At 43.7% G+C, this 15,712-nt stretch carries 15 protein-coding genes; 12 read left to right on the forward strand and 3 right to left on the reverse strand.

What is annotated here, in order from left to right; all coding sequences use genetic code 11:
* Positions 1-9 precede the first annotated feature (9 nt).
* The 7 genes from EXT48_RS04645 (at position 10) to EXT48_RS04675 (ending at position 7,403) form a co-directional block, all read left to right on the forward strand.
* Positions 10-1,014, forward strand: a complete 1,005-nt coding sequence (locus EXT48_RS04645; RefSeq protein WP_130163724.1) for a sensor histidine kinase — start codon at positions 10-12, stop codon at positions 1,012-1,014.
* The gene (locus EXT48_RS04650; RefSeq protein WP_130163725.1) at positions 1,011-1,697 is read left to right on the forward strand and encodes a LytTR family DNA-binding domain-containing protein; all 687 of its coding nucleotides are present in this window, start codon (positions 1,011-1,013) and stop codon (positions 1,695-1,697) included. The genes EXT48_RS04645 and EXT48_RS04650 overlap by 4 nt, the downstream gene beginning before the upstream one ends.
* Positions 1,698-1,814: 117 nt before the next feature.
* Positions 1,815-2,369, forward strand: a complete 555-nt coding sequence (pilV, locus tag EXT48_RS04655; RefSeq protein WP_045990204.1) for a type IV pilus modification protein PilV — start codon at positions 1,815-1,817, stop codon at positions 2,367-2,369.
* Positions 2,366-3,373 (forward strand): PilW family protein, encoded by a 1,008-nt coding sequence (locus EXT48_RS04660; protein ID WP_099029363.1) that lies wholly within the window; start codon positions 2,366-2,368, stop codon positions 3,371-3,373. Before pilV ends, EXT48_RS04660 begins: the two co-directional genes overlap by 4 nt.
* A complete protein-coding gene (locus EXT48_RS04665; RefSeq protein ID WP_130163726.1) occupies positions 3,361-3,822 on the forward strand; it encodes a pilus assembly protein PilX in 462 nt (153 codons plus the stop codon). Before EXT48_RS04660 ends, EXT48_RS04665 begins: the two co-directional genes overlap by 13 nt.
* Before the next feature lie 22 nt (positions 3,823-3,844).
* Entirely contained in the window at positions 3,845-6,979 is a 3,135-nt protein-coding gene (locus EXT48_RS04670) for a pilus assembly protein (RefSeq protein ID WP_130163727.1), read from the forward strand.
* Positions 6,966-7,403 (forward strand): type IV pilin protein, encoded by a 438-nt coding sequence (locus tag EXT48_RS04675; RefSeq protein ID WP_130163728.1) that lies wholly within the window; start codon positions 6,966-6,968, stop codon positions 7,401-7,403. The genes EXT48_RS04670 and EXT48_RS04675 overlap by 14 nt, the downstream gene beginning before the upstream one ends.
* Positions 7,404-7,466: 63 nt before the next feature.
* On the opposite strand, the gene EXT48_RS04680 is transcribed toward EXT48_RS04675, so the two are convergent.
* Both EXT48_RS04680 and EXT48_RS04685 read right to left on the reverse strand, forming a co-directional pair.
* The gene (locus EXT48_RS04680) at positions 7,467-7,973 is read right to left on the reverse strand and encodes a GspH/FimT family pseudopilin (protein WP_223193558.1); all 507 of its coding nucleotides are present in this window, start codon (positions 7,971-7,973) and stop codon (positions 7,467-7,469) included.
* Positions 7,974-8,072: 99 nt separating this feature from the next.
* On the reverse strand, positions 8,073-8,609 hold the full coding sequence (locus EXT48_RS04685) for a GspH/FimT family pseudopilin (protein WP_240703345.1): 537 nt from the start codon (positions 8,607-8,609) through the stop codon (positions 8,073-8,075).
* A gap of 137 nt (positions 8,610-8,746) precedes the next feature.
* Here EXT48_RS04685 and glnB point away from each other — a divergent pair, with 137 nt between their 5' ends.
* Complete coding sequence (glnB, locus tag EXT48_RS04690) at positions 8,747-9,085, forward strand: nitrogen regulatory protein P-II (RefSeq protein WP_010371023.1); 339 nt, start codon at positions 8,747-8,749, stop codon at positions 9,083-9,085.
* Positions 9,086-9,303: 218 nt separating this feature from the next.
* Here the strand turns inward: glnB and EXT48_RS04695 are convergent, their stop codons facing one another.
* Positions 9,304-10,068, reverse strand: a complete 765-nt coding sequence (locus EXT48_RS04695; RefSeq protein ID WP_010371025.1) for an outer membrane protein assembly factor BamD — start codon at positions 10,066-10,068, stop codon at positions 9,304-9,306.
* Between the two features lie 123 nt (positions 10,069-10,191).
* Between EXT48_RS04695 and rluD the strand changes: the two genes are divergently transcribed.
* The 4 genes from rluD to EXT48_RS04715 all read left to right on the forward strand — a co-directional run bounded on the left by rluD (position 10,192) and on the right by EXT48_RS04715 (position 15,615).
* Complete coding sequence (gene rluD, locus EXT48_RS04700) at positions 10,192-11,169, forward strand: 23S rRNA pseudouridine(1911/1915/1917) synthase RluD (RefSeq protein ID WP_010371027.1); 978 nt, start codon at positions 10,192-10,194, stop codon at positions 11,167-11,169.
* A 1-nt stretch (position 11,170) separates the two neighbouring features.
* On the forward strand, positions 11,171-11,887 hold the full coding sequence (gene pgeF / locus EXT48_RS04705) for a peptidoglycan editing factor PgeF (RefSeq protein WP_130163730.1): 717 nt from the start codon (positions 11,171-11,173) through the stop codon (positions 11,885-11,887).
* Between the two features lie 90 nt (positions 11,888-11,977).
* On the forward strand, positions 11,978-14,551 hold the full coding sequence (gene clpB / locus EXT48_RS04710) for an ATP-dependent chaperone ClpB (RefSeq protein ID WP_130163731.1): 2,574 nt from the start codon (positions 11,978-11,980) through the stop codon (positions 14,549-14,551).
* Positions 14,552-14,679: 128 nt separating this feature from the next.
* The gene (locus EXT48_RS04715; protein WP_130163732.1) at positions 14,680-15,615 is read left to right on the forward strand and encodes an NADP-dependent oxidoreductase; all 936 of its coding nucleotides are present in this window, start codon (positions 14,680-14,682) and stop codon (positions 15,613-15,615) included.
* Positions 15,616-15,712: the final 97 nt, after the last annotated feature.

Consider the following 15,712-nt stretch of genomic DNA (forward strand, 5'->3'; position numbering starts at 1 on the left):
GTTAGCACGATGACACCGCGTATCAGGTTGTTGTCTGCACTATTGAGTGAGCGAGGTGTGCTAGCATTGCTAGTTGCCTCGCAAATCCTAGCCTTTTTATATACGCTGATTTCCGCGACTGCGTTTTGGCAATCCCTTGGGTTAACTAGCTTATTTATTCATTTCACTGCCTTTTTATCACTTGCCGTGATAGCGATTGTGTGCCACGCTGTTGAGAAGCGCTCAGATTTAGTTGAAGCTGGAATTCTCATTTCTGTCTTCGTGCTTTGTACTGCTGTCACCAGTACGGTTTTTCCCTATGGCTTTACATTGCTCGGTTGGATTGATGAGGCAAAAATTGAATTGAGCTTATGGCGTAACATCGCAATATGTCTTTGCATTATCACGCTTTTCGCGCATTTCTTAGCTATCTTTACCGATAATATTCGTAAGGTGAAAGCGCTATCTCAAGCGGAACTTGAAGCGTTACATGCGAGAATTCGGCCGCACTTTTTATATAACTCACTCAATACCGTGGCCGAATTGACTCATATCGATCCAACTGCAGCAGAAAAGTCAGCATTAGCCCTTGCCGATTTATCTCGCGCTGCGATGTCCACACAAAATATTGTTCCGCTGGAAAGTGAAATATCTTTATGCAAAGCGTATTTAGAACTTGAGCAGTGGCGCTTTGCAGAGCGTTTGAGGGTAGAGTGGGAGTTAGACAATGTCTTGGGAGATGTTTTGATCCCTGCGTTGATATTGCAGCCATTGGTGGAGAACGCGGTTAGCCATGGGGTAGAGCCAAACCCAAATGGAGCGGATATTCGTATTCATATTCACTGTAGTAAACGCACCTTATCGGTGGTAATTTTTAACAGCTATGATGCAAAATTAAAGCCGACGCACCAAGGGCATGGCATTGGGATAAGTAACATCAGACGCCGCTTGGCTTTACACTATAATCAGCCCATTGATTTTAAAACCGAAGCCCGTCAAGATAGCTATACCGTCAGTTTTTCGCTACCGCTATGAAAACAGTAATATCTTACCTTATTTTGGATGATGAGCCGTTGGCAAGAGCTCGCGTTAAACGATTAATGCAAAAGCACGTAGGCTTTCGTTGTATCGGTGAAGTTGATTGCGCTGACAGTGTGGAAGCGTTACTAAAGCAGGAGCCTGTGCAGCTAATTTTTCTTGATATTTCGATGCCGGGTCAGTCAGGTATTGAGCTTGCAAGCCAACTACGCCTGCAATTTCCGAGGATGAAAATCGTGTTTCTAACGGCGCATCCGGAATATGCGTTAGAAGCATTTGAGCTGCACGCCAATGGCTATCTAGTGAAGCCACTAGATAGTGATAAGCTAGATGCTTTATTGACTACTATCTTTCCGAGTATGGAGACGCTAAGCTATTACGTTGGCAGTGAGTTGCGTTACGTTCAGGTTTCGGATGTTATGGTTGCCGAGGCGGATGAAAAATATACGCGAGTAACCTTGAATTCCGGCCTACAAGCATTAATTGACATGTCACTCAAGTCACTGTTAGATAAGTTTCCAACACATTTTATTCAAATCCACCGCAGTACATTAGTTAAGCGAACAGAAATTTCTGCTTTAGAACTACATGAACAAAAGCACTATGTTTGTCTCAAGTCGCTGCCCAATCGCTATGAAGTTAGCCGTAGAGCTTACACCCAACTAAAAACATTATTTTAAGTGTTAAGCGGTGAATAAACCGTTTATCGCCTCAATAGACCTTTCATACTATCCCGTATTGAGTTTCAAAGACGACTAATTACACTGAAGCTAGGACAATTGAATTCTGGTTGAGATATGCATATTTCGCTAAAGCAACATGGCTTCACACTGTTAGAAGTGCTTATTGCGTTTATGATTTTAAGCTTTGGACTGCTTGGCGCTGTGGCATTACAAGCAAAAGCTAAACAAGCAAGTTTTGATTCTATGCAGCGAGCCGCTGCGGTAGAGCTTGCCAGTGACATCATGCACAGAATAAGAACAAATGATGCGGCAAATATAACCACACTTTACGATGTTGACTTTAATAGCACCGAAGACGTACAGGCAAACACCACGTGTTATACACAGCGCTGTAATGCAGAAACGCTTGCGAAAACAGATATTGCTAATTGGCGTCAAGCGATAAGAGCAAGGGAAAATACAGGTTCGTTGGATAACGCGATTGTGTGTATTAATCCAACCGCAGGTGCCACTCCATCTGGGGTAAATGTGCAGGTTATTGTCACTTGGCGAGGGCGTCAGGCAATGACCGCATTGGAAAATAATCCAGCAGCCGGGTGTGGTGTTGAAGACGATAGACGGCGTGCAGTCGTAATGGAAACTTTTGTCTTGTTAAGGAGTCAGCCGTGAACAAAATCCGAGGTTTTACATTGTTAGAACTCATGATCGCCATGTTTATCGGCGTATTGTTGTTAGGCGGCGTCATTGCTACTTATGTCGGTATGAAAGCGACGACCAACGACACCATGAGTATTGGAGAGCTACAAGAAAAAGGACGTTTAGCGCTTTCCATTATGCGGCGGGATATCGAGCAAGTTGGCTTTTGGGGGACTTTTTACGATCAAGGTTTCACGGATGATAATCAAGCCGCTCCAGCTAACCCAGGAAGTGACTGCTCTGGTGGGATAAACAATGGTAGTTTTCCGAACAATGAGCCTGCTAATTTCAGGCCTATTTGGGCAACATTCACAACAAATGCAACGGCAATGGGATGCATAACTAAAGCTCGACCACAATCAGAAGTGTTACAGGTGAAGTTTCTGGAAGGGAGTCCTGTAGAGGTAACAGGTCTTGTGCCAGACGCAGGTGCTATCCAATCAACTAGGTATTATTTTATTGCACAACAAGAGCAAGCCGAATTTATTGCAGGTGGCAATGTTGGCAACATGCCAAGCGTGAATGCGACACTTTGGCCATATAGTCACCATGTATATTATGTGAGTGAAGAGCAGCAGGTTATTAATAATCGTACTATTACTATCCCCGTTCTAAGAAGGCAAAGACTACATGTAAACGGTGGTATGAAGGATGAATTAGTGATCGAAGGCGTTGAACAAATTCGTTTTGTTTTTGGTTTAGATACCAATTTTGACGGTCGAGTGGATAGATATAGAAATACAACAAATATGTCCGATGCTGACTGGGGCGCTACAAGAGGTATCTTATCCCTACAGCTGTTTGTATTGGTAAGGGTGCTAGAACCGGATGTTGACTTTGGGGTACAGTCGCGATCTTACGTATTAGGGAATGATCCTGATAAAAGGACGTTGACTTATAACGATGCCATTAGACGTACCGTATTTTCAACCACAATATCAATGTACAACATGGGAGGCTCAGCATGGGAAATGTAAAGCAACGGGGTGTAGTACTGATCATGGCGATGGTCATGGTAGTCGCCATAATGGCGGTTGCAGTAACGTTAATGAGTACCAGTACGTTGGATATAAAAATGACCCATGCCGTCATGGAACGAGAAGAAGCTGAAAGCTTACTCTTTGGTGAAATGCAAAGATTAATTCAGCAAGAGCAGCCGCGTTCGGACAATATTTTTCTGCGTTCAAGGCAGCAGTTAGCAGACGAAGGCACAACAGTACAAACGCCTAATGGCCTACAAGCCACTGTGACTAACCTAAATAATGGTGAGCTAGAGCTGTTTTGTCCACGTCAATATGACTATACAGAGGGATTTGTGTGCAACATGACGGAAGTCGAAGCCACTGTGGAATATGGTGATAGGGGACGTCACAACGTCACCATAGTGATGGGAATTGGTCAGGAAATTGTGAGCGTTTCAAATTAACAGCCTTTTTCGAGTAACTGATATGAATAAGTTAATATACACGATAGTTGCATTAATGGCGCTATTACAAACCGCTCAAGCGGAAGACATTGAGCTTTATGTTAAACATAATGTTTCTACTCGCGAACAACCTCGGGTACTGATGTTGTTCGATACATCAGGCAGCATGGCGTGGGACTCACAAAATGGTAAGGCGTGTTATGAGCGTTACTCATATCGCGTGTGGACTGGCTGGCGTTATGAAACACGTTATGGCTACCGAGAAACAGAGTGCTTTAACGGTAGTAACTGTTATCAAGCAAATCAGTACAATCAAGCCGTTCAGGGCTGCGCGGATAGCCGTCTAAAAGTAGCACAAAATGCAATGCGCAGTTTAGTTAGTGATAATGATGATATTAGATTTGGCCTGTCTCGACTTTATTCTTCGAGTGGGGGTTATATTCTTAATGGGATTGGCAGTAGCCGCAGCGATATTGTTGATAAGATCAACGCATTACCAGCAAGTGGTTCTACGCCGCTGTCAGAAACGCTTTGGGAGTTATATAACTACCTTAAAGGTGGTGACGTATATTGGGGGACCAATGGCGGAAACGACAGGGATAAGGGGATAGAACGTGGTAACGACTATATTTCTGCGTTTACCCCCGTGCGTGGCGAAGAAGAGCGGTGTGATACGTCAATCAACTTAATTTTAATGACGGATGGCGACCCTACCAGCGATACTGACTCTAACACAAGTATCGTTAATGAATATTATTCAGTGTATGGCGCCTACCCTAATTATTTCGACATTAATGAAGGCTCTGGTGTTACCAAAAACTATTTACCAGCTTTAGCCAAAACAATGCGCGGTACGTCTCAAGTTAAAGTTGACTTATATCCTTCTACTCCAGATGAACATGACTTTGCGCGAGTCTTTACGATCGGTTTTGGTAACGGTATGTCTAATACAGGTAAAGAGTTGCTTGCGGAAACTGCTAAGGAAGGGGGAGGGCAATACCTGCACGCTAATACCGCAAATGAACTGTCGGATGTACTCAAAACCACGATTACCAATATCAGAAATGTGAGCGCAAGTTTTAGTTCACCAACGGTGTCCGCCAATGCTGAAGATCAAACCCAAACAGGTGATGCACTTTATTACACTCAGTTTAAACCAGAGACACATACTCGCTGGCGTGGCAACCTGAAAAAGCTTAAGTTTGTGGGCACAGAGATAGTAGGTCAGGAACTGACTAAAGCGATAAATGATAAAGGTGCGATTGATAGCAATATCACAACATATTGGTCGCAAGCGGAATCAAAAGATGGCAACAATATTGAAAAAGGAGGAGTTAACTATGCGCTTGAAAATCAGGTTACTAGAAAAGTACTGTCTGATTTTGGTGGCGGTGATTTAGTTGATTTCACCTATAATAACGCCGAAAGTGCCTATGGTAATTTAACTAAACTTGCCACAGCAATGGAGTTAAGCGGTGCGAGTAAAAGTGAGATACAAAGTATTTTTAATTGGGCGATAGGTCAAGACGTCGACGATGATGATGGTGACGGTTTGAGATCTGAAAGAAGGCCAGACATATTCGCCGATCCCTTACATTCAAAGCCTGCAACGGTCGACTATGGCAATGGCGATATTCGCGTGCTCATTGGCACCAACGCCGGCATGCTCCATATGTTTAAAGATCAAGGAAATAGCGTAACTGAAAGCTGGGCATTTATTCCAGGTTCTTTATTACCTATCCTGAATCCAGTCAAAACACGTAAAGCAGAAACGAAATTGTATGGCCTAGATGGACCTATTACTGTGTACTTTCACGATGTGAATAAAAATCGCAAGGTGGAAGCGGGTGATAAGGTTTGGGCCTTTGTGGGAATGCGCCGCGGCGGCAATAAATACTATGGCTTTGATATTACCAATCCAGATTCACCCAAACTATTGTGGGGTGGGCCTATTTCCGGTGATTCAAACAAGTTTAAAAACTTGGGACAAACGTGGTCCAAGCCCGTGGTGACTTTCATTGAAAAGCAAAAGGATAGACCGGTATTGGTTTTTGCAGCAGGATACAATACCAATAAAGACAATGTTTCACGTAGCGATGATAATGATAAAGGCGTAGGGATTTACATGGTTGATATCATGTCAAACAATGCTGATATTGTTTGGTCGCTCACTGGAGATGCGTTTAAAGGTAAGCACAGTATTGTTGCGGAGCCAACGTTAACGGACTCAGACTATGATGGCTATATTGACAGAATTTATTTAGCGGATACCGCAGGGAGTATCTGGAGAATTGATATACCGGGTCCAAACCCATCTGATAGTACTGAGCCTTGGACTCATTTTGAGTTGGCGCGTTTGGGGAGTAGCTTTGCTGATGAGGATAGACGCTTTTTTTATCGTCCAAATATTGCTCGTACTTTTTATAGTAAGGTAACAGAGACTAGATATAACGGGAATTTGATTAAAGAGCGCAGAGATACGCCGTTTGATGCCATTGTTATTGGTAGTGGTAATCGCTCTAAGCCGACAGATTCAAGTGTGACTGACTACCTTTTCATGATTAGGGACATACATACGAAGACTCAGTCATTTGTAAATGATATTCCAGAACCGATATTAATTTCTGATTTAATGGAAATGAAGAGCGATCCGTTTGGGAATGCTGTGGATAATATTGACGACTTTATTGAACTAGAAGTAGAGCTGGCTAAGTTTAATGGCTGGAAGTACCAATTATCAGGGGGCGAAAAGTCGCTCTCTGGAGCTACTGTTATTGGAGGAGTGGCATACTTTACTTCATTTACACCAGCAGATCAGACAACCCAACAATGCACATTAACAGGTGGTAAAGGGCAGCTTTACATGTTCCATTTACATTATGGTACAGGTAAAACTTATGTTACTTCACAGGATTTACCGGATACGCCGACTCTAGTTGTACGCAAAGATGAAAATGGCAAAAGAGTTCCTTATATCGCAGGCCCTGGGATTATAGCTGATGGCAGCAATCCATTTGTACCGCCGGGAATACCAGGGGAACCAGTGCCAGTTGTGGGAGATGACGACAAGGTTATTATCTTTAAAAATAAAACTTCGGGTATCAGAACAAGACAACTTTACATTTATAAGAGGGAAGATAGCGATGAGAAGAAATAGTACCCTAGACAAAGCAATATCAGGTTTTACCTTGATAGAAGTAATGATAGTGGTGGTGATCATCGGTATTCTCTCTGCGATTGCGTACCCTAATTACACTGAGTATGTGAGAAGGGGGGCAAGGGCTGATGCCATGACTTTGTTACTTGACGCCGCGAATAAGCAAGAGCAATTCTTTGTTGATAACAGAGCTTACAGCGATAATCTAGCGGCAATCGGTGTAGCGACTGCAACGGAAAATGGTTATTTCAATGTAACACTTGAAAACGTCACTGCAGATACTTTTAGAATCGTCGCAACAGCCGCAGCAGGGCCGGTTCAAGGCGATGAACAGTGCCCAGCTTTAACCATTGATGAACTTGGGGTTCGAGGTGTTACTGGGACAACGGATCAAGACGCTATAGATAGGTGTTGGGAACGTTAATTTTCGGGGGGAGTAGCTAACTCCCCTTTGTATTCATACTAACTATCCCCGAGCTTAGGTTATTTACTTTTGACACTCATCAGTATCTTTTAGAGTGCTTCTCCCAGTGTAGCTAACTGACAACGACAATCCCATGGTAGAACTTGCGTTACAATAGACAAAAGTACCGTTATAGAGTCCCGCGAGATGACCAAAGCGGCGAAATATAATGGCGTTTCTTGGGTAGGTGAGCTTGTCACCTGAGTCTACTGAGTCCACAACCGCTAATTTATAATCATTGCCTGAAAACTCACCTTGAGGGTGGTAGTCGATAAAAACCGTTAACTGAGTGTGCCATTCTTTGTCGTCGCAGCGATTGTTTTTCAGTGGGCATAAAGTAACGGTTGCACCACTTGCAACGGCCTGAATGCGAGCAAAATTAATGGCTCGTCGCAACGCTTCTAGTTTTATTTTTGGTTTATCAAACTGAAATAAAGTCGTAAGACTGGGAAGAGAAAATAAACTGACGATGGTGATAATCGCCAAACACACTAAAGATTCCAATAGGGAAAATCCCATATGACGATGCATATCCTTTGCCTCGTTTTATATTTTCTTTAAGCCTAGTCGTTTATATATTAAAGGCAAGATTGGAACTTAGAGATATTTTGCGCATCAGTACTTTTGTGGTTATCCACAGGTATCTGTTGTATTTCCTCGATATAATGCTGTGCCAGCGGTTGAAACACTCAACTGCTGATTGTTGTCGTCACTACCAGGACAATAGGTAAAATTTCCGGCGTTTGAACCACTTAATAACCCACTCGAATCAAACCTTAGACGATTGTCACCAGAAAATACCATAGTGTCGTTATCGTCTACGACCTCCATCGTTCTATGGATAGTATCACCATTACTAAATGTGCCATTTTTATCACTATCAACAAACACGCTAATTCTGTTCGTTGCCCAATTATCTTGGCAAGTAAATGCAGTCCTAGCTTGAATATTGGCTGGGGGAGCTGGGCAAAGAATGACAATGTCGTCTGCGGCGGTTGCTTTTACACGGGCAAAAGCGATGTTACGTTGTAATTCTTGTAAGAAGGACTCTGCTCGGTTACGTTGCAGCAGGTTGCCATCAAAGCTAAATGAAATGGCCAACACGATAGCCAATATAGCGATGGTTATCATCAGTTCTAGTAGATTGAATCCTGCTGATTGTTTCATTACCGCCTCACAACCAAAAAGTAATAATTTATGATTAATATTATTGCGTGAAATCACTTCAACTTTCAATGTCTTTGTTTGCCTTGGGCAAGCGGATTGTCTAAAATCGACGCTATACCAAAGGAATCGAGATAATCATGAAGAAAATAGAAGCAATAATTAAACCGTTTAAACTTGATGATGTCCGAGAAGCGCTTTCGGATGTGGGGATCACAGGTATGACGGTATGTGAAGTAAAAGGTTTTGGTCGTCAGAAAGGTCATACTGAGTTATATCGCGGTGCTGAATATATGGTAGATTTCTTGCCTAAAGTAAAGCTTGATATTGTTACCGCAGATGAAGACGTTGACAGAGCCATTGAAGTTATCCTAAAAACTGCGCAAACGGGCAAAATTGGTGACGGTAAAATCTTTGTGACCGATGTTGAGCGTGTGGTTCGGATCCGTACAGGTGAAGAGGACGAAGAAGCGATTTAATACGCTGTTAAGTCAAATGCTTACCTTTTAAGGCTGCTTCCCTTCTATTATGGGCAGCCTAATTCCTTCCTTATTACAACTACAATCAAATAAAACACGCTGACGGCTGATGTCTATGTACAGGAAACAAGTATTTTTTACTGCTGTAGAATGCTTGAAGGCGAGTACTGCTGGGAGAGAAGTCACGACATCGGTGATATCGTGACTTAGCACTCTATTTATTTGTTACGTGCGTTAACCGATTTGGCTTTTTTCACGTTATCTGCAAGGTCTGGCAGGCCGAGTTTGCGGTAGCTTTTTTCCATAATGTCAAAAGCTTGGGTCAGATAACTACTTTGAGAGTAGTGTTCTACTACATATTTGCCACGGTTTGCTGCGGCAAGATATGCTTCACGCTCGAAGTAATATTCAGCGACTCTCAGTTCGTAACGAGCCATTTTGTTTAGTAACCATACTAAGCGTTTTTTCGCCTCTGGTGCATATGGACTGTTTGGATAGTTTTTAACTAACGTGGTTAAATCCTGAAAAGCAACGCGGGTACGATTGGCATCGCGGTCGGCTCTGTCTACACCAAAATATTCTTGGAATGCGTTTTCGTCGGCTTTAATACTTACCAGGCCTCGCATGTAGTACATGTAGTCTAGGTCTTTATGATTTGGATTTAAGCGAATAAAACGATCAATAGTGGCAAGTGCTTGGTCAGTGTTACCTGTTTGATAATATGCATAGACTAAGTCCATTTGAACTTGTCTTGCATAAGGGCCAAACGGGTAACGAGCATTAATCGCACCCAATAATTCAATGGCGCGGGCATATAAACCGGAATCTAATGTTTGTTTAGCATCTTCATAAAGTGCTTGGGCGGATTTGTTTGGTACGCGTTCAATATCTTCTTGTTCTGGTGCGGATGAACAGGCTGCCAAACCCAAAACAGACGCGGCTAACGCCAGCCTAAAGGCGTGTGTCCTTAAGTTTTTAATCATTTTATTTTACTACCTTTGTTTTCTTCGGCTAGGCCAACTCGGCAAAACCGAGTAAACTATGCATTAATACGATTCTAACCCAGTCGAGCACGGCTTGCACTGGTAAATTAGGTAAAGTTTCAGATGTCAGAGCAAATTTCCCTCCAAGCGGAGGTTCCAGTCGAACTCGGTGGTAAACGTCTAGACCAAATATTGGCGCAATTGTTCCCGGATTTTTCTCGTTCAAGAATAAAAACTTGGATCCTTGAAGATAAAGTCACCGTAGATGGTGAAGTATTCAACACCCCTCGTGAAAAGTTACTTGGTGGTGAAAGTGTCGCTATCGAGACGGTTATCGAAGCACAACGTGAATACGAAGCGCAAGATATAGAGTTAGACATTGTTTATGAAGATGATGACATTCTTGTGATAAACAAGCCGATGGGGCTGGTGGTTCACCCCGGTGCCGGTAACCCAGATGGCACTGTGTTAAATGCTCTGCTGCACCATCACCCAGAAATCATTAACGTGCCTCGTGCTGGTATCGTACACCGTCTAGACAAAGACACGACTGGTCTAATGGTCGTGGCGAAAACTATTCAAGCACAAACGCACTTGGTGAAGAATCTACAAGCGCGTGAAAACTTCACACGTGAATATGAAGCTGTCTGTAATGGCACGATGACGGCAGGTGGCATGATTGAAAAGCCAATCGGTCGTCACGCAACCAAGCGTACACATATGGCAGTCCATGAGATGGGTAAGCCAGCTATCACTCATTACCGTGTTGCTGAAAAGTTTCGAGCACACACGCGCTTGCGCCTACGCCTAGAAACCGGTAGAACGCACCAAATTCGTGTACATATGGCGTATTTGAATCACCCACTAATTGGCGATCAGCTCTATGGCGGCCGTCCTCGTCCACCAAGAAATGCGACTCAAGGATTAACCGAGCAATTAAGAGAGTTTAAACGTCAGGCATTGCATGCTATAAAACTGAGTATCGCTCACCCGATTACTGGCGAGAAGATGACGTGGGAAGCGCCTGTGCCTGAAGATATGATTAAACTGGTGGCAGCGCTCAGAGAAGACACCAAAGAAAACCCGGATTTAACGTTATAAGATGCAACTTGCTCAGTGGCCATTAACCCAATTCGTTGGGACATTATCAACAACGCGCAAGGGCGGTGTTTCAGCACCGCCGTATGATAGCTTTAACCTAGCCTTTCATGTTGGTGATAATGCTGAACATGTAGCCGAAAACCGTCGAATTTTACACGGCTATGTGGCCAACCCGATTGTATGGCTTGAGCAAGTACATGGCGCAGAAGTGGTGGTGGTCGACGAGCAGTTTGAAATCGCGCAGGTCCATCAAGCCGATGCCTTATACACTCGCTTGCGTCAAACACCACTGGCTATCATGACAGCAGACTGCTTACCCATTCTGCTTGCATCAAAAGATGGTGAAGAGGTGGCCGCTATCCATGGTGGTTGGAAGCCTCTTGCAGCTGGAATTATCTCGCAAACACTGGCTAAGTTTAACTGTGCACCTGAAGAGATCTGCGTATGGTTTGGCCCTGCGATTGGACCTAGTGCATTCGAGGTAGGTGAAGACGTAGTACAAGCTTTTGAGACGCAACGAAATACGGCATTTGATGCCAAAAAAGACGGTAAGTATCTTGCGGATATTTTTGAGCTTGCACAGTCGTTATTACGCGAGCAAGGTGTAAAGGATTTTTACGGCGATAAACACTGTACAGTAACTATGCCCGAGCAGTATTTTTCCTATCGTAGAGACAAAACAACGGGCCGTATGGCAACTTTGATTTGGCGCAAATAATCAGGGTAAATTATTACTTTTACGCTTGATCTTCGTTCAGTTAATACCCATAAATAAGGTAATTCGATATTTTATATGGGTAAATAAATCATGCGTTTAGATAGATTTACAAGCAAATTCCAAGCTGCGCTTTCCGATGCGCAGTCATTAGCGCTTGGGCGCGATCACCAATTTATTGAACCTGTTCATTTAATGTACGCTTTGCTCCAGCAGAGCGGCTCAAGTGTGCGCGCATTATTAGCACAAGCAGGTGTGAGCGCCGACGAGCTTAATACTAAGTTGTCACAAGCCATTGAAAAGCTATTTAAAGTAGAAGGTGTAGGTGGTGATGTACAGCTTTCAAATAACCTTATTTCACTGATCAATCTATGTGATAAATATGCACAAAAGCGTAAAGATAAATATATCTCCAGCGAGTTATTTGTTTTTGCTGCGTGCGAAGATAAAGGCCCATTAGGCGAGATTTTCAAAGCGCTTAACATCACTCAGCCAAAGATTGAGCAAGCCATTAAGGCTATTCGAGGGGGTCAAAAAGTGGATGACCCTAATGCCGAAGACACTCGCCAAGCTCTTGAGAAATTTACTATCGATCTCACTGAGCGTGCCGAGCAAGGTAAGCTTGATCCGGTTATTGGCCGTGATGACGAAATTCGCCGCACTATTCAAGTGCTACAGCGCCGTACTAAAAACAACCCTGTACTTATCGGTGAACCGGGCGTTGGTAAAACCGCCATCGTTGAGGGGCTCGCGCAGCGTATTATCAACGGTGAAGTTCCTGAAGGCTTGAAAAGTAAGCGTGTACTATCGCTAGATATGGGAGCATTGGTGGCAGGAGCCAAATACCGTGGTGAGTTTGAAGAGCGCCTGAAGTCGGTATTAAATGAACTGGCTAAAGAAGAAGGCCAAGTTATTCTCTTTATTGATGAAATCCATACTATGGTGGGGGCGGGCAAAACCGACGGTGCAATGGATGCTGGCAACATGCTAAAACCCGCACTCGCACGTGGTGAGCTTCACTGTGTGGGGGCGACCACGCTTGATGAATATCGTCAGTATATTGAAAAGGACGCGGCACTTGAGCGTCGTTTCCAAAAAGTATTTGTTGCAGAGCCAACCGTAGAGGACACCATCGCGATCCTACGTGGCTTAAAAGAGCGTTACGAATTGCACCACTCGGTGGATATTACCGATCCTGCGATTGTCGCTGCGGCTAATTTATCACATCGTTATATCTCAGATCGGCAGCTTCCAGATAAAGCTATCGATTTGATAGACGAAGCAGGGTCTTCAATTCGGCTGCAAATTGACTCAAAGCCGGAGCAATTAGACAGACTAGAGCGCCGTATTATCCAACTAAAATTGGAAGATAACGCGCTGGCAAAAGAGAAAGATGAAGCGAGTCAAAAGCGTCGTACTGAGATGCAAACACTCATTAATGAATTAGAAGCTGAGTATCGAGAGCTTGATGAAGTGTGGAATGCCGAAAAAGCCTCACTACAAGGCACGCAAGTGATTAAGGCTGAGCTTGAGCAAGCGCGTTTAGATCTAGAAGTCGCGCGTCGAGCAAGTGACTTGCAACGTATGTCCGAACTACAATATGGTCGGATCCCTGAGCTTGAGCGAAAACTAGACCTTGCTTCTCAGGCTGAAATGCAGGAAATGAGTCTTTTAAAAAATCAGGTTGGTGAAGATGAAATTGCAGAAATTTTATCGCGCTGGACTGGGATCCCAGTCGCAAAAATGCTTCAAGGTGAGCGTGAAAAGTTACTGCAAATGGAAGACGAGCTTCACAAAAAAGTGATTGGTCAAGACGAAGCCGTTAATGCGGTTGCCAACGCTATCCGTCGCTCACGAGCCGGGCTTGCAGACCCAAATCGCCCAATTGGTTCGTTCTTGTTCTTAGGTCCAACAGGGGTTGGTAAAACGGAGCTGACCAAAGCGTTAGCCAACTTTATGTTTGATACGGAAGATGCCATGGTGCGCATTGATATGTCCGAGTTTATGGAAAAACACTCAGTTGCGCGCTTGGTTGGCGCACCTCCTGGTTATGTTGGCTACGAAGAAGGCGGCTATTTGACAGAAGCGGTAAGGCGTCGCCCTTATTCTGTGATTTTACTTGATGAAGTGGAAAAAGCGCATCCAGATGTATTTAACATCTTATTGCAGGTCTTGGACGATGGTCGCTTGACCGATGGTCAAGGTCGCACGGTTGATTTTAAAAATGCGGTGATCATCATGACCTCGAACTTAGGGTCGGATGTCATTCAAGAGCAAGCAGGAAATAACGACTACGCAACACTCAAGGAGCGTGTTATGGGCGTGCTCGCTAGTCAGTTTAGACCTGAATTTATTAACCGCATTGATGAAACTGTGGTGTTCCACCCGCTTATCAATGAACATATTAAAGAAATTGCGAGTATCCAATTAGACAGATTGAGTAAACGCTTAACTGAAAAAGGCTTTGCGCTTGAGCTCAGTGACGCTGCGCTTGATAAAATCGCTGCGAGCGGGTTTGATCCTGTATATGGTGCCCGTCCTCTAAAACGAGCAGTGCAACAATACATTGAAAACCCGTTGGCGCAGGACTTGTTACAAGGTAAGTTTGTGACTGGCGATACCATTAAAGTCGAGGTTGTCGACGACCAGATAGTGTTCAATCACTAATATAGCTAAACGCTCTTACAGTCATACTGTAAGAGCGTTTTTCCTTCCCATACTGTAAATTTCTTCAAACTCCTTACCCTTTCGCGTATTCTACAAAGATAACAAACTGTCTTCTAAGAACGCCGCATATGATAAATAACTCAACCACTTACGGTATCTACGAATTTGGTGATAGCAATCAGCTGTGTAGTACCACCATTTCTTTGCCAGCACTTAGTTCAGGCCTAGTGCGCATAAAAGTAAACAGTACCAGCATAAATCCTATTGAAGTGAAAACCAGACAAGGCCTTGGTTATGTTGCAGCGCAAAAAAGCGCAGATGCCTTTTTGCCGCTCGGATATGATCTGTATGGTGAGGTGGTTGAGGTTTATGGCTCAGATAATCAATTTAAAGTAGGCGACCTTGTCATCGGTATGATTGGGTTTGCGAGTAACCCCGGAACCTATAGTGATTATGTAGTGGCGCTTGAGTCAGAGCTCATCAAGGTTTCTTTGCAAGAAAATCCAGATATTGCAGGTCTTTGTCTTGCGGGTCTTACTGCAAAACAAGCGCTAGATAAATTTTCGAATCATAATCGTCCACTATATGTATTGGCACCAACTGGTGGCGTGGGGCATTTAGCAATTCAACTAGCACAGCTCCAAGGGCGAAAAGTCATTGCTGTCTCGACCCGCCCTGAGCACGAATTGTTGTCGAAGCTCAAGGTAACGGCAATAAGTTATGACGAATTTTATCAGCACCAAGTTGAATGCGATTTACTGGACTTAATTGGTGGCGATATTGCATTACAGTGTGTCGATTCGATGAAGTCGAATTCGCACCTAGTGACTATTCCCAGCGTCACCAAAGAAATGGTCTGTGAGCGAGCCACGACAAGGGGTGTAAAGGCTGAAGGTATGCTGGTTGCGAGTAATTTAGACGATCTTAAATATTTGTATCAGGCGTACCAAGCTGGCAAAATCAGCATAAATGTAAGTCATTACTTTGCGATGGCGGATATTGCGCAGGCTCATCACTGTATGGAAAGTGGTAAGCATGTTGGCAAAGTTATTATTAAGGCCTAAGTGTACTAAAAGTAGCCATATTTAAATTGATTGCTCGGTTTAAATCACTCATTTAATGAATACACTTGGTATAATTTGGTTTCGACCCCATAAACTT

The organism is Pseudoalteromonas sp. CO348, from assembly GCF_004208845.1.
GTDB classification, from domain to species: domain Bacteria; phylum Pseudomonadota; class Gammaproteobacteria; order Enterobacterales; family Alteromonadaceae; genus Pseudoalteromonas; species Pseudoalteromonas maricaloris.

Excerpts from the sequence above, each read along its gene's own strand:
- EXT48_RS04645 (WP_130163724.1), top strand. The coding sequence starts at position 10 with ATGACACCGCGTATCAGGTTGTTGTCTGCACTATTGAGTGAGCGAGGT.
- EXT48_RS04650 (WP_130163725.1), top strand. The coding sequence starts at position 1,011 with ATGAAAACAGTAATATCTTACCTTATTTTGGATGATGAGCCGTTGGCA.
- pilV (WP_045990204.1), top strand. The coding sequence starts at position 1,815 with ATGCATATTTCGCTAAAGCAACATGGCTTCACACTGTTAGAAGTGCTT.
- EXT48_RS04665 (WP_130163726.1), top strand. The coding sequence starts at position 3,361 with ATGGGAAATGTAAAGCAACGGGGTGTAGTACTGATCATGGCGATGGTC.
- EXT48_RS04670 (WP_130163727.1), top strand. The coding sequence starts at position 3,845 with ATGAATAAGTTAATATACACGATAGTTGCATTAATGGCGCTATTACAA.
- EXT48_RS04675 (WP_130163728.1), top strand. The coding sequence starts at position 6,966 with ATGAGAAGAAATAGTACCCTAGACAAAGCAATATCAGGTTTTACCTTG.
- EXT48_RS04680 (WP_223193558.1), bottom strand. The coding sequence starts at position 7,973 with ATGCATCGTCATATGGGATTTTCCCTATTGGAATCTTTAGTGTGTTTG.
- EXT48_RS04685 (WP_240703345.1), bottom strand. The coding sequence starts at position 8,609 with ATGAAACAATCAGCAGGATTCAATCTACTAGAACTGATGATAACCATC.
- glnB (WP_010371023.1), top strand. The coding sequence starts at position 8,747 with ATGAAGAAAATAGAAGCAATAATTAAACCGTTTAAACTTGATGATGTC.
- EXT48_RS04695 (WP_010371025.1), bottom strand. The coding sequence starts at position 10,068 with ATGATTAAAAACTTAAGGACACACGCCTTTAGGCTGGCGTTAGCCGCG.
- rluD (WP_010371027.1), top strand. The coding sequence starts at position 10,192 with ATGTCAGAGCAAATTTCCCTCCAAGCGGAGGTTCCAGTCGAACTCGGT.
- pgeF (WP_130163730.1), top strand. The coding sequence starts at position 11,171 with ATGCAACTTGCTCAGTGGCCATTAACCCAATTCGTTGGGACATTATCA.
- clpB (WP_130163731.1), top strand. The coding sequence starts at position 11,978 with ATGCGTTTAGATAGATTTACAAGCAAATTCCAAGCTGCGCTTTCCGAT.
- EXT48_RS04715 (WP_130163732.1), top strand. The coding sequence starts at position 14,680 with ATGATAAATAACTCAACCACTTACGGTATCTACGAATTTGGTGATAGC.